The sequence below is a fragment of the Janthinobacterium sp. RA13 genome (genome assembly GCF_000745325.1).
GTDB lineage: Bacteria > Pseudomonadota > Gammaproteobacteria > Burkholderiales > Burkholderiaceae_D > Janthinobacterium > Janthinobacterium rivuli.
Window position 1 is genome coordinate 4,680,532 of record NZ_JQNP01000001.1, and the last position, 20,143, is coordinate 4,700,674.

Here is a 20,143-nt window from a genome sequence, read left to right on the forward strand (position 1 = left end):
ACGCCTTTTGCGTCTCGTTCCAGCCTTATTTCCCCCGCTTCGCTTCAATCGCCTCGATCTGGTCCATGATCCCATTCATGCGCGCCGCCAGTGCCTGGTATGGTTTCGGCGAGGCCAGGTCGACGCCGGCTGCCTTCACCAGCTCATACGGATACGCGGAACCGCCGGAGCTGAGCATCTTCAGGTAGGCGGCCAGCGCGCCTGGTTCCTTGTCGAGGATGCGCTGCGCGAAATCCTGCGCTGCCGCGATCGAGGTGGCGTACTGGAACACATAGAAGCCGTGATAAAAATGCGGCACGTAGGCCCATTCCAGCGCGTAGGCGGGATCGATGGTCATGACACCTTGCGCTTCGCCATGGTAGCGCTTGAGGATGCCGGCATAGATGGCCGTGATCTCTTCGCCTGTCAGCGATTCTCCCTTATCCACCTTGCCGTGGATGGCCGCTTCGAATTCGGCGAACATGGCTTGGCGGAAGTAGGTGCCGCGCAGGTTTTCCAGCGCCGCGCCCAGGTACAGCAGGCGCTCGTCGTCATCCTTGGCCTGCTTCAGTCGCGCGTTGAGCAGCAGCGCCTCGTTCGTCGTCGAGGCGATTTCCGCGACAAAGATGCTGTACGGCGCATAGATCGACGGCTGCGCCTTGTTGGCCAGCACCGAGTGCATGGCGTGGCCCCATTCGTGGGTCAGGGTGCTGACGGCTTCGTAATTGTCCGTGTAGTTGAGCAGCACGAACGGGTGCACGTCGTACGCGTCGCCATTCATGTAGGCGCCCGCCACCTTGCGCGGGCGCGGGTACACATCCATCCAGCGCGCGTCCACGGCGGCACTCAGTGCCTTGACGTAGTCAGGGCCCAGCGGCGCGACCGAGGCCAGCATCATCTGCTTGCCTTCGGCCAGCGGGAAGGTGCGGTCGCTTTTCAGCAGCGGCGCATAGATGTCGTAATACGCGAGGTCCTTGACGCCCAGCATGCGCGCGCGCAGCTTGAAGTAGCGGTGCAGGGTGGGCAGGTTGGCGTTGGTTTGCGCGATCAGGGTCTGGTAGACGGCCGGCGGCAAGTTGTCGGCGTCGAGCGCCGCGCTTTGCGAGTCGGGATAGCGGCGCACTTTCGCGTAGGCGGCGTCCGTCTTCAACTGGCCGTACAGGGTTTCGCCGAACGTGCGTTCATACTCTTTCCACTTGCCGAAGAAGGCGTCGAACACCAGCTTGCGGTCGGCGCGCCGGTCGTCGCCCCGGTATTTGGTATAGGCCGCCTGGTCGAGGCGCACTTGCGTGCCGTCCGACAGTTTCACGGTCGGCCACGCGATTTCCGCATTGGCCAGCGTGCGGTAGACGCTGGCGGCCGAGCCAGTCGCCAGGCCGAACTGGGCCACCAGCTGTTCGCCTGCCGCGTCCAGCGTATGCGGCGCGCTGCGCAGCATGTTATTCAATTGAAAGCGGTACAGCTGCAAGCCCTTGTCTTGCGCCAGCATGGCGTCGATGCGCTTGGCGCCCAGGGCGAGGATTTCCGGCTGCAGAAAGGTCGTCGCCTGGCTGAAGTCGTTGCCCAGCAGGGCGGCGCGCTGGTTCAGCTGGTTACCCTTGCTGTCGCCCGTATCCTGGTCGTAGTACTGCGCCGCATAGGTGGTGAGCGTGTTGACGCGCTTGCGCGCATCGGCGACCAGGTCCAGGCAGCTTTTCAGGCGGGTGCTCAATTGCCCCTTGCAGGCGCCCAGTTGCTGCAGCTGGGCCGACAGCTTTTTCGCGTCGGCGTCGAAGGCGGCGTCGCTGGCGTACAGCGCCGTCAGATCCCAGCGGTCGGCCTGGCGGTCGGTGAGAGCGGGAGCGGCAGAGGCGGTGGCGAGGCCGAGGGCCAGCAGGGAGAACAGCAAGGGGCGCTTGAGCGCGGATGGCGTCATGGTTCATTCCAGTGAGGTTGTCGGAAGAATGCGTGCTGACCGCCGGGCAGGAATGCGCGCGTGACACATCGCGTACCGGCAGAGCTGACTACGGTACATCAAATGGAGGCAGGGGGAAAGAGGAGGGATGCCGCCACCTGGGCGGTGGCGGCGAAACAACACGGGCTTAGAACAGCGGCTTACAGCGTTTGCAGCGGAATCGTGCCAAACGTCGTCGGCGTCGAGCATGGCTCTTCGTCAAACGCGATGTCGCCCATGGGGCTGGCCACGCCGTCCGCTTTCAAATCCTTGAAACCGAACAGTTTCGGGTCCATCAAATGCGATGGCGCCACGTTCGACAGGGCCGAGAAGATGCTTTCCACGCGGCCGGGGAATTTCTTGTCCCATTCGCGCATCAAGCCCTTGATCTGCTTGCGCTGCAGGTTTTCCTGCGAACCGCACAGGTCGCATGGAATGATGGGGAAGCCCTTGACTTCCGCATAGCGCTGCGTGTCTTCTTCCTTCACGTAGGCCATCGGGCGGATGACGATGTGCTTGCCGTCGTCCGATTGCAGCTTGGCCGGCATGCCTTTCAGTTTTCCGCCGAAGAACATGTTCAGGAAGAACGTTTCCAGGATGTCATCGCGGTGGTGGCCCAGGGCGATCTTGTTGGCGCCCAGCTCGTCGGCCACGCGGTACAGGATGCCGCGGCGCAGGCGCGAGCACAGCGAGCAGGTCGTCTTGCCTTCCGGGATCAGACGCTTGACGATGCTGTAGGTATCCTGGTTTTCGATGTGGAAGGCCACGCCCAGTTCCGTCAGGTAGGCGGGCAGGATTTCCGGCGGGAAGTTCGGCTGCTTCTGGTCCAGGTTGACGGCGACGATATCGAAGTGAATCGGCGCGCGTTCGCGCAAGGTCATCAAAATGTCCAGCAGCGCGTAGCTATCCTTGCCGCCGGACAGGCACACCATCACCTTGTCGCCGTCTTCGATCATGTTGAAATCGCCGATGGCTTGCCCCACCAGGCGGCACAAGCGCTTGTGCAGCTTGTTGTTTTCCAGGGCGATCTTTTCCGCCTTCTTGCGCGCCAGTTTCTGCGCTTCCACGTTGGCCGGGAATTCCACGGCCGTGGTCGTCGTTTCCATGACTGCGGTGTCGTTCATATTGCTCATGCTTCATCCTTGATCTTGAATACTTCCACGCCCACGCCTTCGCAGTCGGGATACACGTCCGGTTTCATCGACGACACGCGCGCGGCGCGCACGCGCGGGTGCGCCAGCATGGCGGCGAGCACGTCGTCGACCAGGCTTTCCTGCAGCTGCACGTGGCCTTGCGCCATGCGCCTGGCGATGGTTTCGCGCATGAAGTCGTAGTCGACCACTTCTTCCAGCTGGTCATCCTTCGGCGTCGACAGGGCCAGGGGAATGTACAGGTCGACGTTGATGAGGACGCGCTGCTCGCCCTTTTTCTCGAAGTCGTAGACGCCGATGTTGATGAGGACTTCGTAATTGCGCAGGAACAGGCGGCGGCAATCGGCCAGGCGAGGGTGGAACAGGGCGGACGACATAGGTTTTACCTTTTAGGGAATGCTGGAATGCTGGTTGTTTGCTAGGGCTGCTGATTATTTGGTCAAAAACATGACGTCGCGTGGCAAGCCGATCAAATGCTGGCCGCCATCGACCAGCAGGGTCGTACCCGTCAGCGCGCGCGCGCCGGCCACGTAACAGACGCTGTCGGCCACATCTTCTGGCGTGCTGGAGCGTCCCAGCGGCGTGTTTTCATGCGCCTTGGCAAAGTTCGCTTGCGTCTGCTCGCCGGAAACCATGGTGATGCCGGGGGCGATGCCCACCACGCGCACTTTCGGCGCCAGCGCCTGGGCCAGCATGGTGGTCGCCGACAACAGCGCCGCCTTGGACAGGGTGTACGACAAAAAATCAGGATTGAGATTGTACAGTTTTTGATCCAGCAAGTTGATGACCACGGCTTGCCCGCCTGCCGGGGTGGCCTGGTACAGCGCTTGCGCCAGCAGGATGGGGGCGGCCAGGTTGGCGTGCATGTGGGCGTCGAGCGCGGTGAAGGAAAAATCGCCGGCATTGTCGTATGCAAACAACGATGCGTTGTTGACCACACAAGTAACGGGCCCCAGCGCCGCCTGCGCCTGCGGCAGCAGCTGGCGCACGGCGTCTTCCTGCGCCAGGTCGCAGGGGAACGCTTGCGCGCGGCGGCCCAGCGCGGCGATTTCCGCCACCAGACTCTGCGCTTCCTCGCGCGAGTCGCGGTAATGCACGGCGATATCCCAGCCGTCGCGCGCCAGGCCCAGGGCGATGGCGCGGCCGAGCCGGCGCGCGGCGCCCGTGACGAGGGCGACGCGGGGAGTGCTGTCGAATGGCGTTGTCGTTGCTTCTGTCATGTCTTTGCTATGGTTGAGATATTCGGTGGACGCCACACTGGCGGCATGCGCCGCCGATTCGCTACAATGCGGGAATGTCTCTTCCCGCACCCGATAGCGACGCGCTGGCCGCGTCCCATGCCTTGCAGCACCAGATTGCCGCCGAAATCGCGCGCAATGACGGCGCCATTCCCTTTGTCCGCTTCATGGAGCTGGCGCTGTACGCGCCTGACCTCGGCTATTACAGCGGCGGCGCCGCCAAGCTGGGCAAAGATGGCGATTTTACAACCGCGCCGGAGATTTCGCCCCTGTTCGGCGCCACCCTGGCCCATGTGGCAGCCGCTATTATGGCGCAAACGGCCCCCCGCATCCTCGAATTCGGCGCCGGCACGGGCAAGCTGGCCTTGGATATCCTGACGGAAGCGGCGCAGGCCGGCATCGCCATTGAACAGTATGCGATCGTCGAATTGTCCGGCGAATTGCGCGCGCGCCAGGAGCTGGCGCTGGCGGCCTTCCCGCAAGTGGTGTGGCTCGACGGTTTTCCCGACAGTTTCGAAGGCGCCGTGTTCGGCAATGAAGTGCTCGACGCCATGCCCGTCAACCTGATCAGCAAGACGCCTGCCGGCTGGTGCGAACTCGACGTCAGCATTGCCGACGGCCAGTTCGTGTTTGTCGAACGGCTTGCCGGCGATGACGTGGCCGCGCAGATCGCCGCCCAGGTGCCGGACGCCGATGCCTTGCCGGTGGGCTATGTCAGCGAGATACATGGCGTGGCCTGCGGCTTCATGCGCTCTCTGGCGCGCATGCTGACCAATGGCAAGGGCGGCGCGGCCGTGCTGTTCGATTACGGTTTTCCTGCGCACGAGTATTACCTGGACTTGCGCGCCACGGGCACCTTGATGTGCCATTACCGCCATCATGCCCACGCGGAACCGTTTTATCTGCCCGGTTTGCAGGACATCACGGCCCATGTCGACTTTACGGCCATGGCGGTGGCGGCGCAGGATGCGGGCCTTGACGTGCTCGCCTACATGAACCAGGCCTCCTTCCTGCTGGGCGCGGGCCTCGGCGACTTGCTGCTGCGCACCGATCCGCAGCAGGTCAAAACGTACTTGCCGCAAGCCAGCGCCGTGCAAAAGCTGGTGTCGCCGGCCGAGATGGGGGAATTGTTCAAGGTGCTGGTGGTGGGGCACCAGGTGGACTTGCCGGAAGCGCTGTTGTCCAGCGACCGCAGCCACCGCCTGTAAGCGCCCGCAATATCAAGGCAGGGCAGTGCCGCCCTGCAATTTCCTGTCCGCCAGTGGTTATTATCTTGTCATATCGTATATGATGACCGACACAGCACGGTTCCATCCTGCAAGAACCCGTCGCCGCGCACCGATTTCAAGATAGAACGATGGGAAAGATACACACACACTATGACAACCTGAAGGTGGCGCGCCTGGCGCCGCAGGAAGTCATACGTGCCGCGTACAAAGCCCTCAGCCAGAAATACCACCCGGACAAGAATCCCGGCGACGAAAAGGCCGCCCGCATCATGGCGATCCTCAACAGCGCCTATGGCACCTTGTCCGATCCCCAGCGCCGCAAGGAACACGACGAGTGGATCGCCGCCGAGGAGTGGGAAATCGAATGGCTGGAAAGCACCCACCAGGAAGAAGGCAAGAGCCGCGATGGCCGCGCGAAAGGCCATGCCCAGCAGCATGAACACACGTGGGCGCAGGATGTGCCGCCGCCGAAGGGCAAGGCGCGGCGCGGCTTGCAACCCGTCTGGCGCAACTGGCGCTGGTGGCTGAGTTTGCTAGTCTGCCTGCTGCTGGGCTGGCTGGGCGCCTTGCTGATGCTCGATACGTCGCAACCCGTGCCTGCCGCGCTGGCGTCGGCCTGGAGCGGCCTGGCCCGCGATGGCGCCCAGCCCCATGCGGAAACAGCCACGTCTGCGGCCAGTGCGGCGTCGTCGTCATCGAAAGGCGAGGCCGTGGCCGTCGATAGCTGGGCCGTGGGCAAGCCGTATGCGCCCGAACCCCCGCAAGCGAAGACGCCCGAGATCCGCGTGCTGGCCGTGTCCCAGCTGAGCCTGAAAGGCGTCCCGCCCGCCTGTGATGGGGCCGGCAAAGCCGAGTCCCCATCGCTGGTGGCGCCGAATGGCGAACCCTGGCCGGCCCATTCCGGCTATGTCGATGGATTCCCGATTGGTAACAAGGGTGATGAACTGGCCGTGAGCATCGACAACAGCGGCAATGCCGCGCCCGTGTTCGTCAAGCTGTATGACACGGAGCGGCGCTCGAATGTGCGCTATCTGTACATCCTCGCGTACGACAAGCTGCTGGTGGAGCAGCTCAGCGCGGGCAAGTATGAAGTGCGCTACCAGGCCGTCGGGCCAGGCCAGGACAATTGCGGCGGCGCCACGCGCAGCGGCGCCTCGGCCTCGTCGCCGCCCGCCAGCGAAGGCGGTACGCAGAATCCTGTTGTAAGCAGCATCTAATCTGATTATGCTTGATAGGCGTCAACGCAGCGTCCACATCGAACTTATCCATTAGGAGTATTCATGACCGACCTCAAAGCCGATGCAGATGATAACTGGCTGCTCGACGAAGATGAGCCGGTGGCCAGTCCTGCCGGGCTGGCCGCGCCCGACCAGCGCCTGTGGCGTGTCCTGATCGTCGATGACGACGTCGATGTGCATGCGGTCACGCGGCTGGCGCTGCGCAATGTCAGTTTCAAGGGGCGTGAACTGGAACTGTTTTCCGCCTACAGCGGCCGTGAAGGATACGAGATCCTGCGCGACACGCCCGATATCGCGCTGGTGCTGCTCGACGTGGTGATGGAAACGGATGATGCGGGCCTGATCCTCGCCAAGCGCATCCGCGCCGACCTGAACAACTCCATCGTGCGCGTCGTGCTGCGCACGGGCCAGCCGGGCCAGGCGCCCGAGCAGCGCGTCATCATCGAATACGACATCAACGATTACAAGGCCAAGACGGAACTGACGACGCAAAAGCTGTTTACCACCGTCATTTCGGCCCTGCGCGCCTACGAGAGCCTGATGATGCTCGAACGCAGCCGCATCGGCCTGGGCAAGATCCTCGCCGGCGCCACCAATCTGTACCAGATCCATTCCCTGCGCGAATTCGCTTCCGGCGTGCTGAACCAGGTCAGCGCCATCCTCGACGTAGGCGCCGACGGCGTGCTGTGCCTGATGCAGGGCGGCGCCGGGCGGCCCGAGGTGGTCGCCGCCACGGGCACGTATGCCGTGCTGGCCGAAGCGGAAGCCTTGCCGGCCGACCATGCCCTCACGCCCACCATCGCCAAGGCGTTCGCGGAAAAGCGCAGCCAGTTCGAGCATCCGGCCAATGTGCTGTTCATTCATACGGAAGGCAACCGCGAGCTGGCCATTTCCGTTACGCCGCCGTGGCCGCTGGCGCAGATCCAGCGCGATCTGCTGGAAGTGTTTTGCCAGCGCATCGCCGCCGCCTTCGACAACCTGTACATGTTCGGCCAGCTGCGCAAGGCGCAGGAAGCGACCGTGGTGGCGCTGGCCGACCTGGCCGAGTTCCGCGACAGCGACACGGGCGGCCACGTGCGGCGCGTGCAGCTGTTGTCCGACGCCATCGCCCGGCGCATGCAGCAGCGCGGCGTGTACGCCGACGAGCTCAGCCCGCAGCTGCTCGACATGATCGGCCTGGCCAGCATTCTGCACGACGTGGGCAAGGTGGCCACGCCGGATGCCGTGCTGCTCAAGCCGGGCAAGCATACGGATGAGGAACGGGCGCAGATGCAGCTGCACGCCGGCGTCGGTCGCAGCATATTGGAACGGGCCGCCAACATGGTCGACGGCGTCAGCTACCTGACGTATGGCGCGCAGATCGCCGGCGGCCACCACGAACACTTCGATGGCGCCGGTTATCCGAACGGCCTGAAAGGGCGCGACATTCCCGTGGCCGCGCGCATCGTTGCCGTGGTCGATGTTTTTGACGCCTTGCTGCACGAGCGGCCGTACAAGGAGCCGTGGCCGTATCCGCAGGTGCGCGAATACATCGAGCAGCGCAGCGGCAGCCAGTTCGATCCGGAGGTGGTGACGGCGCTGCTGGAGCTGATCGACCACGAGCCGCAACTGTGGCATCCGGAGCACGCCACCGCTTGAGCCGCCACTTCGTTGGCATTTTTCGGCACGCCGCCATTCCCTTGTGCGCGGCGCCGTCATATACTCGGCAGCCTCATGCTGGCTGGCGCCACGCACCAGTGTGGCGCGCCACGGAGTTTTCGGACATCACGACATGAAAGAACTCAAGGGCCTCAGCGCGCTGATCATCGAGCCGCATCCGGGCATGCGCGCCAGCCTGCACAATATGCTCAACCTGTGCGGCCTGGCGAAGATCGATGACGCGGCCAGTTCCGGCCAGGCGATCCGCATGCTGGGCAGCAAATCGTATGATCTGATCCTGTGCGAATACGATCTCGACGGCGGGCAGGATGGCCAGCAGATGCTGGAAGACTTGCGCCACCACAAATTGATGCATGCCTCGACCATGTTCTTCATGGTCACGGGCGAAGGCAGCTTCGCCAAGGTGGTCAGCGCCGTCGAACTGCTGCCCACCGATTACATCCTCAAACCTTTTACCGCTGACAACATGCTCGAGCGCATCGGCCGCGCGCTGGACAAGCGCAATGCCTTCGTGCCCGTGTATGAACTGATCGACGTGGGCAATGAGCGCGCGGCGATTGCCGCCTGCGCCGAGGGCGCCAGCCTGTATCCCCGTTATGCCACCGATTTCCTGCGCCTGCGCGCGGAACTGCATTTGCTGCTGGGCGAGGCGGCCGACGCCGAACCGATCTACGCGGGCCTGTACCAGGCCAAGTCCATCGGCTGGGCGCGTCTGGGGCAGGCCAAGACGCAGTTCCTGCTGGGGGAATACGAAGCGGCGCAGGGCACGCTGGAAGGGCTGCTGGAAAACAACAAGCGTTTTCTCGACGCGTATGACTGGCTGGCGCGCACGCATCTGGCGCAAGGCAAGCCGGACCTGGCGCAGGAGGCCCTGAGTGTAGCGGTGGCCCTGTCGCCGCATGCCGTGCGCCGCTTGCGCCGTCTGGGTGAGGCGGCCCTGGCGGCCGACAATATCGAGATGGCGGAAAAATCCCTCAAACTGGTGGTCAGCAAGGCCAAGTATTCGGAATTCCGCGATCCGGAAGACCATGTGCGCCTGGTGCAGACCCTGGTGCGCAAGGGCGACCCGCTGCAGGCGGGCGCCGTGATCCGCGACCTCGACAAGTCGATGGGCGGGCAAAAGAATGCGGAACTGTGCAGCGCCCTGTGCAGCGCCATGCTGCATGCGCATACGGGCAACGAGGAACGCCTGCAGCAATCGCTGGACGCGGCGCTGGCCGCCAACCGCCACAGCGTGGGCGGCTCGACCATGCTGAAAACGGAACTGGCGCGCCACTGCCTGGCGCATGGTCGCGAGGATGGGGCGGCCGAGGTGATGCGCGAAGTCATGCGCAACGCGCCCGACAGCGCCGCCATGACGCGCGCCATGGCCGTGTTTGAACAGGCGGGACGCGAAGAGCTGGCCAAGGCGCTGGCGCGGCAAAGCCGCCAGGAAGTGGCCGATATGGTGGCGGCAGGCGCAGCCAGGGCGGGAGAGGGCGATTTCCGCGGCGCCGTCGACCTGATGGGCGAAGCCGTCACGCGCTTGCCCGACAATCCGCAAGTGGTCTTCAATGCGGCCGTGGCCGTCCTGAAATGCCTGGAGCACGAGGGATGGGATGAACGCATGGGACAGCAGGCGCTGACGTTTATCGCCGGCGTGCGCCGGCTGGACCCGCGCAATCCCAAATTGCCCGTACTGTCGGGCTTGCATCAGCAGTTGTTGCGCAAATATAAGCCTTTGGGCAACTCCTGGATGCATCCGCCTGATGCCCGGTAAAGGGGGAAATGCGGGGCGAATGACGGAAAAATGCGGCTTCCCGGCAGGGGCGATAAAAAAAATCCAAAAAAAGAAGACTTTTTCGCGCCAACCCTTGCACATTCTCAAATCGGGAGCTTATAATCACGCCCCGAAGCAGCCAACTTCTTCTTTATACGCAAATGCAGCAGTCAGGCATCAGTAAATAAGGTTGACAGTTGTGAGTAGATGCTTCATACTCTGCGGTTCCCGCGGAGGGGTGGCCGAGTGGTTAAAGGCGACAGACTGTAAATCTGTTCTCTATGAGTACGCTGGTTCGAATCCAGCCCCCTCCACCAAGTTTTTGCAAGGAAAACTGGGTAGTAGCAAAAAGCAAGTGAAGATAAAGTGAACGATACCTCGCGGGTGTAGCTCAATGGTAGAGCAGAAGCCTTCCAAGCTTACGACGAGGGTTCGATTCCCTTCACCCGCTCCAGTTTCCGTTCAGATGCTTGATGCATCGCATGCAACAAATTACAGCCCTTGTAGCTCAGTGGTAGAGCACTCCCTTGGTAAGGGAGAGGCCACGTGTTCGATCCACGTCAAGGGCACCAGAATTCGCAGCAGGCAGCACAGAAGCAATTCAAACCAGACCGTCGGGCGTGTGCCTGAGCAATCTAATCAAATCATTAGGAGTTCAAAATGGCAAAAGGTAAATTCGAACGGACCAAGCCGCACGTCAACGTCGGCACCATCGGCCACGTCGACCACGGTAAAACCACGCTGACCGCTGCAATCGCAACGGTTCTGTCGAAGAAATTCGGCGGCGAAGCTAAAGCATACGACCAGATCGATGCAGCACCAGAAGAAAAAGCGCGCGGTATCACGATCAACACCGCCCACGTCGAGTACGAAACGGAAACGCGTCACTACGCGCACGTTGACTGCCCAGGCCACGCCGATTACATCAAAAACATGATTACCGGTGCTGCCCAGATGGACGGCGCGATCCTGGTGTGCTCCGCAGCTGACGGCCCAATGCCACAGACCCGCGAACACATCCTGCTGGCCCGCCAAGTTGGCGTTCCATACATCATCGTGTTCCTGAACAAGTGCGACCTGGTCGACGACGCAGAGCTGTTGGAACTGGTTGAAATGGAAGTGCGCGAGCTGTTGTCGAAGTACGAATTCCCAGGCGACGACCTGCCTATCATCAAAGGTTCGGCACGTATGGCGCTGGAAGGCAAAGAAGGCGAAATGGGCGTTGACGCGGTTCTGCGTCTGGCCGATGCGCTGGATGCTTACATCCCAACGCCAGAGCGCGCTGTTGACGGTGCTTTCCTGATGCCAGTGGAAGACGTGTTCTCGATCTCGGGTCGCGGTACCGTTGTGACCGGTCGTATCGAGCGCGGCATTGTTAAAGTCGGCGAAGAGATCGAAATCGTTGGTATCACCGATACCGTCAAAACGACTTGCACCGGCGTGGAAATGTTCCGCAAACTGCTGGACCAAGGTCAAGCTGGCGACAACGTTGGTCTGCTGCTGCGCGGCACCAAGCGTGAAGACGTGCAACGTGGTCAAGTTCTGGCCAAGCCAGGCTCGATCAAGCCGCATGCACACTTCACCGGCGAGATCTATGTTCTGTCGAAAGACGAAGGCGGCCGTCATACGCCATTCTTCAACAACTATCGTCCACAGTTCTACTTCCGCACGACGGACGTCACCGGTTCGATCGAGTTGCCAGCAGACAAAGAAATGGTCATGCCAGGCGATAACGTGTCGATCACCGTCAAGCTGATCAACCCGATCGCGATGGAAGAAGGTCTGCGCTTCGCTATCCGCGAAGGCGGTCGTACCGTCGGCGCGGGCGTGGTTGCAAAAATCCTCGCATAAGGAAATGTTATGCTTCCACCCGGGGCGTCCTGGGTGGTAGAATAGCACTCCTCGAAAGTTTTACGTAGGGACGTAGCTCAATTGGCAGAGCGTCGGTCTCCAAAACCGAAGGTTGGGGGTTCGATGCCCTCCGTCCCTGCCACCGTCAAGGTGCAGGGCACCGAAAGTAGAAAAATGTCAAATCAATCCGTGCAAACCGTTAGCACGTCGAGTGACAAGATAAAAGTCGCGCTGGCAATAGTGGCTGCGATTGCAGGAGTAGTCGGGTTTTATTACCTGGCAGGCCAACCAGCTCTGGTGCGTGCAAGCGCGCTTGTGGCTGGTTTGGTTATTGCTGTTGCGCTCTTGTATATCTCGACGACCGGCCGTGAATTTCTCAATTTCGCCAAAGAAGCTGTGCGCGAAACCAAGAAAGTCGTTTGGCCTACCCGCAAAGAAGCCACGCAGATTACTGCGATCGTGTTTGCCTTTGTGCTGGTCATGGCGATTTTCCTGTGGGGCACGGATAAATTGCTCGAGTTTTTGTTGTATGACGTAATTCTGGGTTGGAAAAAATAATGAGCGAAAATGTGCATGATGAAGCGGCGGACGAGTCCGTTCCGGGCGACGCTCCGGTAGCGGACACTGGTGCAGCGCTGAGCGTGCCAGTCAGCAGCAAGCGCTGGTATGTCGTGCATGCTTATTCCGGCATGGAAAAAAGCGTCATGCGCGCACTGACCGAGCGTATCGAGCGCGCGGGCATGCAAGACCAGTTCGGCCAGATCCTGGTGCCGATTGAAGAAGTTGTCGAAGTCAAGAATGGTGTGAAGTCCGTCACCGAACGTCGTTTCTATCCTGGCTATGTGCTGGTTGAAATGGAAATGACGGACGAGAGCTGGCACTTGGTCAAGAACACCAGCAAGGTTACCGGTTTCATTGGTGGCAAGTCGAACAAGCCGACGCCGATCTCCGCGCGCGAAATCGACGGCATCATGAAGCAGATGCAGGAAGGTGTTGAAAAGCCCCGTCCAAAAACCTTGTACGAAGTGGGCGAGCAAGTCCGCATCAAGGATGGTCCGTTCACCGATTTCAACGGCAATGTCGAAGAAGTCAACTACGAGAAATCCAAAGTACGCGTCTCGGTCACCATTTTCGGCCGCGCTACTCCGGTAGAGCTCGAATTCGGCCAGGTCGAAAAAGTTTAAGTTGTATCAGCGCCACCAGGAGCGTCGCGGCAGTCTCAGCGAAATCCGGTCAGAGGAGCCCCGCCAGGGTAGGATCGGCGGGGCGCTACTACTCAATCCAAGATAGGAGCCATCATGGCAAAGAAAATCATTGGTTTTATCAAGCTGCAAGTGCCAGCTGGTAAAGCAAACCCATCCCCACCAATCGGTCCAGCTCTGGGTCAACGTGGTCTGAACATCATGGAATTCTGCAAGGCCTTCAATGCACAGACCCAAGGTCTGGAGCCAGGCATGCCGATTCCAGTCGTGATCACCGCGTTCGCTGACAAGTCCTTCACCTTCGTGATGAAGACGCCTCCAGCAACCTACCTGATCAAAAAAGCTGCTGCGATCACCAAAGGTTCGCCGAAGCCACATACCGACAAAGTCGGTACGCTGACCCGCGCACAAGCTGAAGAAATCGCTAAATTGAAAACCCCTGATCTGACCGCTGCCGACATGGATGCTGCTGTACGCACCATCGCTGGTTCCGCTCGTTCGATTGGTATCACGGTGGAAGGTGTTGTATAATGGCTAAGTTATCCAAACGTATCAAGGCTTTGAAAGCCAAAGTCGACCGTACCAAAGTGTACGCTTTCGACAACGCTGTCGCTCTGATCAAAGAGTGCGCAACGGCCAAGTTCAATGAATCGATCGACGTATCGGTACAACTGGGTGTTGATCCTAAGAAATCCGACCAAGTGGTGCGCGGCTCCGTCGTGCTGCCAGCTGGTACCGGCAAAACCGTACGCGTAGCTGTATTCGCGTCGGGCGAAAAAGCGGAAGCGGCTAAAGCTGCTGGCGCCGACATCGTTGGTATGGAAGACCTGGCTGAGCAGATCAAAGCCGGCGACATGCCTTTCGACATCGTTATCGCTTCGCCAGATACCATGCGTATCGTTGGTACCCTGGGTCAGATCCTGGGCCCACGCGGCATGATGCCTAACCCGAAAGTTGGCACTGTTACTCCTGACGTCGCTACCGCCGTGAAAAACGCGAAAGCCGGTCAAGTTCAGTACCGTACCGACAAATCCGGTATCATCCACGCTACCATCGGCCGTAAATCGTTCGCTGACGCAGATCTGAAGTCGAATCTGGTCGCACTGATCGACGCACTGAACAAAGCCAAGCCAGCATCGAGCAAAGGCGTGTACCTGCGCAAAGTTTCGCTGTCGTCGACCATGGGCGCTGGCGTCCGTGTTGACCAGGCTAGCCTGGCAGCTTAAGTAACAGAATCAAGTCCTGTAGCGCCTTCGGGCGCTGCGGGCGCATCTTTGGGCTGTCTGCCCGGTGTTCGCACCAGGCAGGCAGACAATCAAAGACCGTTGGGCCGACTGTGATCGCACATGCAGAAGGTTAATAGGCTTGCCGGCAACGGCAAGTGCCCAACGCAGATGGTGTACCCGAACAAGTTTTGTAGTCCTCATGCTGCGTGAATCCATCCGCTCAGTTTAGTACTTCTTGACTTCGGACGCCGTGTTCGAACCGATGCAAGGCGCTCAACCACTCGGTTGTGATTGCCGAACATCATTTAAGGAGGTTGACCGTGAGTCTCAATCTGAATGACAAAAAGGCCGTCGTCGCCGAAGTTTCCGCACAAGTAGCAAATGCGCAAACGATCGTCGTGGCCGAATATCGTGGCATCCAGGTTGGTCACTTGACGCAACTGCGTGCTAAAGCGCGTGCCCAAGGCGTGTACCTGCGTGTGTTGAAAAACACTCTGGCTCGTCGCTCCGTTGAAGGTACCGCATTCGCCAGCCTGGCAGATGCCATGACCGGCCCGTTGATCTACTCGATCTCGGCCGATGCCGTTGCAGCAGCTAAAGTCATCGCTGACTTCGCTAAAACCAACGACAAACTGGTCATCAAAGCAGGTAACTACGCAGGCAAGCCGCTGGATACAGCTGCTGTCACCGCGTTGGCGAGCATTCCTAGCCGTGAAGTCCTCATTTCGCAGTTGTTGGGCGTTATGCTGGCTCCGGTTTCGGGCTTTGCACGTGGTCTGGCTGCCCTGGCAGCGAAAAAAGGCGAAGGCGCCGAAGCTCCTGCAGAAGCAGCAGCAGAAGAAGCCCCAGCAGCCGCTTAATTGCGCGCGCTTTTTTCTCTCAGTACCAATCTGATGTAACTAACGTAATAAATTTAGGAGTTTCAAAATGGCAATTAGCAAAGACGATATCCTGGAAGCAGTTAGCGCCATGTCCGTAATGGACCTGAACGACCTGGTTAAAGCATTCGAAGAAAAATTCGGCGTGTCCGCAGCAGCAATGGCTTCGGCCGGTCCTGCAGCAGGCCCAGCAGCAGCTGCTGAAGAACAAACCGAATTCAACGTCATCCTTGACACCTTCGGCGCAAACAAAGTTGGCGTTATTAAAGCAGTTCGCGAAATCACCGGCCTGGGCTTGAAAGAAGCTAAAGACCTGGTCGATGGCGCACCAAAAACTGTGAAAGAAGCAGTGTCGAAAGCTGACGCTGAAGCAGCACAGAAGAAACTGGTAGAAGCCGGCGCAACCGCTTCGATCAAGTAATATCTGTACCGGCGGCAGTTAGCGCCCGAGTCAAAGTCTGAGGTTTCCCCTCGCAAGGGGGGAAATCCGACTTTGGCTCCTTTGTCGTCTGCATCGTATTTGTCATGTAGTTGTAGCAGCAGTTTTTATTCGATTCAAGCCGGAAAGCAGAGCCTTGAGGTTTCGTCTGTGTCACACGCAGCGGTGCAAACGAACACTTGCAAAACCTGAATTTTCTATCCTTTCTGTCACTCACGGAGTGTCCATGCACTACTCATTTACTGAGAAGAAACGCATTCGCAAATCATTCGCGAAGCGCGCCAACGTTCACCACGTTCCGTTCCTGCTGGCGACCCAGCTCGAGTCTTATCATAGCTTCTTGCAAGAGGACATAGCACCGTCCGGCCGCAAGAATGATGGCCTGCAGTCGGCTTTCACTTCGATTTTCCCTATCGTGTCGCACAATGGTTTTGCGCGTCTCGAATTCTTGTCGTACGTTCTGGGCGATCCTGCCTTTGACGTCAAAGAATGTCAACAACGTGGCCTGACGTTCGCGTCGCCGCTGCGCGCGAAAGTGCGTCTGGTGATCCTGGACAAGGAATCGCCAACCAAGCCCGTCGTCAAAGAGATGAAGGAACAGGAAGTCTACATGGGCGAATTGCCGCTCATGACGACCACCGGTTCGTTCGTCATCAACGGCACGGAGCGGGTTATCGTTTCCCAGCTGCACCGTTCGCCTGGCGTGTTCTTCGAGCACGACCGCGGCAAGACTCACTCGTCCGGTAAACTGCTGTTCTCCGCGCGTATCATTCCTTACCGCGGTTCGTGGCTGGACTTCGAGTTCGACCCGAAAGACATCCTGTTCTTCCGCGTCGACCGCCGCCGCAAGATGCCAGTAACGATCCTGCTCAAAGCCATCGGCATGTCGCATGAGCAAATCCTGGCGAACTTCTTCGTCTTCGACAATTTCAACCTGCGCTCCGAAGGCGCGGAAATGGAATTCGTCTCCGAGCGTCTGCGCGGCGAAGTGGCGCGTTTCGACATCGTCGACAAGTCGGGCAAGACCCTGGTGCTGAAAGACAAGCGTATCAACGCGAAACACGTGCGTGATATCGAAGCTGCCGGCATCAAGCACATTTCCGTACCGGAAGACTACCTGCTGGGCCGCGTATTGGCGAAGAACATCGTCGATGGCGACACCGGCGAAGTCGTCGCGTCCGCGAACGATGAGCTGACCGAAGACTTGTTGGGCCGCCTGCGCGACGCCAACATTTCCGAAATCCAGACTTTGTACACGAACGACCTGGATCAGGGCGCCTACATCTCGCAAACCCTGCGTATCGACGACACCGCCGATCAGATGGCTGCGAAAGTGGCGATCTACCGCATGATGCGTCCAGGCGAACCGCCAACGGAAGACTCCGTTGAAGCGCTGTTCAATGGCCTGTTCTACAACTCGGACCGCTACGACCTGTCGGCCGTGGGCCGCATGAAGTTCAACCGCCGCATTGGCCGCGATGAACTGACCGGCGCCATGACCCTGTCGAACGAAGACGTGTTGGCCGTGATCAAGATCCTGGTGGAACTGCGCAATGGCCGCGGCGAAGTCGACGATATCGATCACCTGGGTAACCGTCGCGTACGTTGCGTGGGCGAACTGGCCGAAAATCAATTCCGCGCCGGCCTGGTGCGTGTTGAGCGCGCCGTCAAGGAACGCCTCGGCCAAGCCGAAGCGGACAACCTGATGCCGCACGACCTGATCAACTCGAAGCCGATTTCGGCCGCGATTCGCGAGTTCTTCGGTTCGTCCCAGCTGTCGCAGTTTATGGACCAAACCAATCCTCTGTCGGAAATTACCTACAAGCGCCGCGTATCGGCTCTGGGACCCGGCGGTCTGACACGCGAACGCGCCGGCTTTGAAGTGCGCGACGTGCATCCGACCCACTACGGCCGCGTCTGCCCGATCGAGACACCGGAAGGTCCGAACATTGGTCTGATCAACTCGCTGGCTCTGTATGCCCGCCTGAATGAATACGGCTTCCTGGAAACCCCGTACCGCAAGGTCGAAGGCTCCAAGATTACCGATCAGATCGACTACCTGTCCGCCATCGAAGAAGGCCGCTACATCATCGCTCAGGCGAATGCGACCATCAACGACGAAGGCATGCTGTCCGATGAACTGGTCTCGGCCCGTGAAGCCGGCGAAACCATCCTGGTCTCCCCAGAGCGCATCCAGTACATGGACGTGGCGCCTGGTCAGATCGTTTCCGTCGCTGCCTCGCTGATTCCGTTCCTCGAACACGATGATGCAAACCGTGCATTGATGGGCGCCAACATGCAACGCCAGGCTGTGCCTTGCTTGCGTCCGGAAAAAGCGCTGGTCGGTACCGGTATCGAACGCACCGTTGCGGTCGACTCGGGCACCACCGTGCAAGCGCTGCGTGGCGGTATCGTCGATTACATCGATGCAGGCCGTGTCGTGATTCGCGTCAACGATGACGAAGCGACCGCTGGTGAAGTGGGCGTCGACATCTACAACCTGATCAAGTACACCCGTTCGAACCAGAACACCAACATCAACCAGCGTCCTATCGTGCAAGTGGGCGACCGTGTTGCCAAGCGCGACGTGATCGCCGACGGCGCATCGACCGACCTGGGTGAATTGGCGCTGGGCCAGAACATGACCGTGGCCTTCATGCCATGGAATGGTCTGAACTTCGAAGATTCGATCCTGATCTCGGAAAACGTCGTCAAGGATGACCGCTACACCTCGATTCACATCGAAGAGTTGTCGGTGGTGGCCCGTGACACGAAACTGGGCGCGGAAGAAATTACGCGCGACATCTCGAACCTGGCTGAAAACCAGCTGGCACGTCTGGATGAATCCGGTATCGTCTACATCGGCGCTGAAGTACAAGCCGGCGACACCCTGGTTGGTAAAGTGACGCCAAAAGGCGAAACCCAGCTGACCCCGGAAGAGAAGCTGCTGCGCGCGATTTTCGGCGAAAAAGCTTCGGACGTGAAAGACACGTCGCTGCGCGTGCCTTCGGGCATGATCGGTACCGTGATCGACGTGCAAGTCTTCACCCGTGAAGGCATCGTGCGCGACAAGCGTGCCCAGCAAATTATCGATGACGAACTGAAACGCTTCCGTCTGGATCTGAACGACCAGATGCGTATCGTTGAAGGCGATGCCTTCCAGCGTCTGGAAAAAATGCTGATCGGCAAAGTTGTCAACGGCGGTCCTAAAAAGCTGGCCAAAGGCGCCAAGATCACCAAGGATTACCTGGCCGATCTGGACAAATACCACTGGTTCGACATCCGCCCTGCGGACGACGATGCAGCGGTAGCGCTGGAAGCGATCAAGGAATCGATCAACGAGAAGCGTCACCAGTTCGATCTGGCCTTCGAAGAGAAGCGCAAGAAACTGACGCAAGGCGATGAGCTGCAACCAGGCGTGCAAAAAATGGTCAAGGTGTACCTGGCCGTGAAACGCCGCCTGCAGTCGGGCGACAAGATGGCAGGTCGCCACGGTAACAAGGGTGTGGTTTCCCGTATTGTTCCTGTGGAAGACATGCCATACATGGCCGACGGCACGCCAGCCGACGTTGTGCTGAACCCGCTGGGCGTTCCTTCGCGGATGAACGTTGGTCAGATTCTCGAGACGCACTTGGGCTGGGCTGCCAAGGGTCTGGGTATCCGCATCGGCGAAATGCTGAAGGCGCAAACCAAGGTCGAACAAGTGCGCAAGTACCTGACGACGATCTACAACGACAATGGCCGCGCGGAAGATCTGGATAACTTCGACGACGAAGAGATCATGAAGCTGGCGGAAAACCTGAAAAAAGGTGTTCCATTCGCCACGCCAGTGTTCGACGGCGCCAATGAAGAAGAGATTCGCCGCATGCTGGACCTGGCGTATCCGGACGACATCGCCAAGAACCTGGGCATGACCGCTTCGAAGAACCAGGTGACCATGTATGACGGTCGCACCGGTGAAGCGTTCGAGCGCAAGGTCACTGTCGGCGTCATGCACATGCTGAAACTGCATCACTTGGTCGATGACAAGATGCATGCACGTTCGACCGGTCCTTACTCGCTGGTGACGCAACAGCCACTGGGCGGTAAAGCCCAGTTCGGTGGTCAGCGTTTCGGTGAGATGGAAGTCTGGGCACTGGAAGCGTATGGCGCGTCGTATGTCTTGCAAGAGATGTTGACCGTCAAGTCCGATGACGTGAATGGCCGTACCAAAGTGTACGAGAACCTCGTCAAGGGCGACCACGTGATCGACGCCGGCATGCCGGAATCGTTCAACGTGCTGGTCAAGGAAATCCGTTCGCTGGGTATCGATATCGACCTCGAACGCAACTAAACGACAGCACCCTGTCATTTGGTTTGGG

16 protein-coding genes and 4 tRNA genes are annotated in these 20,143 nt (G+C 59.6%); 16 read left to right on the forward strand and 4 right to left on the reverse strand.

Going from position 1 to position 20,143, the window contains the following annotated elements:
- Positions 1-25: 25 nt before the first annotated feature.
- The 4 genes from pepF to FG13_RS20690 all read right to left on the reverse strand — a co-directional run bounded on the left by pepF (position 26) and on the right by FG13_RS20690 (position 4,283).
- Complete coding sequence (gene pepF / locus FG13_RS20675; protein WP_035823926.1) at positions 26-1,894, reverse strand: oligoendopeptidase F; 1,869 nt, start codon at positions 1,892-1,894, stop codon at positions 26-28.
- Positions 1,895-2,073: 179 nt separating this feature from the next.
- Positions 2,074-3,036, reverse strand: coding sequence for a tRNA 2-thiocytidine(32) synthetase TtcA (gene ttcA, locus FG13_RS20680; protein ID WP_035828533.1), 963 nt, complete (start codon positions 3,034-3,036; stop codon positions 2,074-2,076).
- A gap of 5 nt (positions 3,037-3,041) precedes the next feature.
- Positions 3,042-3,440 carry a dihydroneopterin aldolase gene (locus FG13_RS20685; RefSeq protein WP_035823929.1) on the reverse strand — a complete coding sequence of 133 codons (399 nt, stop codon included), beginning with the start codon at positions 3,438-3,440 and terminating at the stop codon, positions 3,042-3,044.
- Positions 3,441-3,494: 54 nt separating this feature from the next.
- Entirely contained in the window at positions 3,495-4,283 is a 789-nt protein-coding gene (locus FG13_RS20690; RefSeq protein WP_035823931.1) for an SDR family oxidoreductase, read from the reverse strand.
- A 74-nt stretch (positions 4,284-4,357) separates the two neighbouring features.
- Here FG13_RS20690 and FG13_RS20695 point away from each other — a divergent pair, with 74 nt between their 5' ends.
- The 16 genes from FG13_RS20695 (at position 4,358) to rpoB (ending at position 20,115) form a co-directional block, all read left to right on the forward strand.
- Positions 4,358-5,509: a class I SAM-dependent methyltransferase gene (locus FG13_RS20695; RefSeq protein ID WP_035823933.1), complete on the forward strand. Its 1,152-nt coding sequence runs from the start codon at positions 4,358-4,360 to the stop codon at positions 5,507-5,509.
- 149 nt (positions 5,510-5,658) lie between these two features.
- The gene (locus FG13_RS20700) at positions 5,659-6,747 is read left to right on the forward strand and encodes a J domain-containing protein (protein ID WP_035823936.1); all 1,089 of its coding nucleotides are present in this window, start codon (positions 5,659-5,661) and stop codon (positions 6,745-6,747) included.
- Positions 6,748-6,810: 63 nt separating this feature from the next.
- Entirely contained in the window at positions 6,811-8,406 is a 1,596-nt protein-coding gene (locus FG13_RS20705; RefSeq protein WP_035823938.1) for a DUF3369 domain-containing protein, read from the forward strand.
- A 133-nt stretch (positions 8,407-8,539) separates the two neighbouring features.
- Positions 8,540-10,186 carry a response regulator gene (locus FG13_RS20710; RefSeq protein WP_035823941.1) on the forward strand — a complete coding sequence of 549 codons (1,647 nt, stop codon included), beginning with the start codon at positions 8,540-8,542 and terminating at the stop codon, positions 10,184-10,186.
- A 232-nt stretch (positions 10,187-10,418) separates the two neighbouring features.
- A tRNA-Tyr gene (locus FG13_RS20715) sits at positions 10,419-10,503 on the forward strand.
- 63 nt (positions 10,504-10,566) lie between these two features.
- Positions 10,567-10,640, forward strand: a tRNA-Gly gene (locus FG13_RS20720).
- A gap of 43 nt (positions 10,641-10,683) precedes the next feature.
- Positions 10,684-10,758, forward strand: a tRNA-Thr gene (locus FG13_RS20725).
- Positions 10,759-10,846: 88 nt separating this feature from the next.
- On the forward strand, positions 10,847-12,037 hold the full coding sequence (tuf, locus tag FG13_RS20730) for an elongation factor Tu (protein WP_034753125.1): 1,191 nt from the start codon (positions 10,847-10,849) through the stop codon (positions 12,035-12,037).
- A gap of 66 nt (positions 12,038-12,103) precedes the next feature.
- Positions 12,104-12,179 (forward strand) — tRNA-Trp (locus FG13_RS20735).
- Between the two features lie 32 nt (positions 12,180-12,211).
- Positions 12,212-12,595 carry a preprotein translocase subunit SecE gene (gene secE / locus FG13_RS20740; protein ID WP_035823944.1) on the forward strand — a complete coding sequence of 128 codons (384 nt, stop codon included), beginning with the start codon at positions 12,212-12,214 and terminating at the stop codon, positions 12,593-12,595.
- Complete coding sequence (gene nusG, locus FG13_RS20745) at positions 12,595-13,221, forward strand: transcription termination/antitermination protein NusG (RefSeq protein ID WP_034753130.1); 627 nt, start codon at positions 12,595-12,597, stop codon at positions 13,219-13,221. The genes secE and nusG overlap by 1 nt, the downstream gene beginning before the upstream one ends.
- Before the next feature lie 114 nt (positions 13,222-13,335).
- A complete protein-coding gene (gene rplK, locus FG13_RS20750; RefSeq protein ID WP_034753131.1) occupies positions 13,336-13,770 on the forward strand; it encodes a 50S ribosomal protein L11 in 435 nt (144 codons plus the stop codon).
- Complete coding sequence (gene rplA / locus FG13_RS20755) at positions 13,770-14,465, forward strand: 50S ribosomal protein L1 (protein WP_034753134.1); 696 nt, start codon at positions 13,770-13,772, stop codon at positions 14,463-14,465. The genes rplK and rplA overlap by 1 nt, the downstream gene beginning before the upstream one ends.
- Before the next feature lie 320 nt (positions 14,466-14,785).
- Positions 14,786-15,325: a 50S ribosomal protein L10 gene (gene rplJ, locus FG13_RS20760; protein ID WP_034753621.1), complete on the forward strand. Its 540-nt coding sequence runs from the start codon at positions 14,786-14,788 to the stop codon at positions 15,323-15,325.
- Positions 15,326-15,392: 67 nt separating this feature from the next.
- Positions 15,393-15,764 (forward strand): 50S ribosomal protein L7/L12, encoded by a 372-nt coding sequence (gene rplL / locus FG13_RS20765; protein WP_034753136.1) that lies wholly within the window; start codon positions 15,393-15,395, stop codon positions 15,762-15,764.
- Between the two features lie 244 nt (positions 15,765-16,008).
- Positions 16,009-20,115, forward strand: a complete 4,107-nt coding sequence (gene rpoB, locus FG13_RS20770) for a DNA-directed RNA polymerase subunit beta (protein ID WP_035823947.1) — start codon at positions 16,009-16,011, stop codon at positions 20,113-20,115.
- Positions 20,116-20,143: the final 28 nt, after the last annotated feature.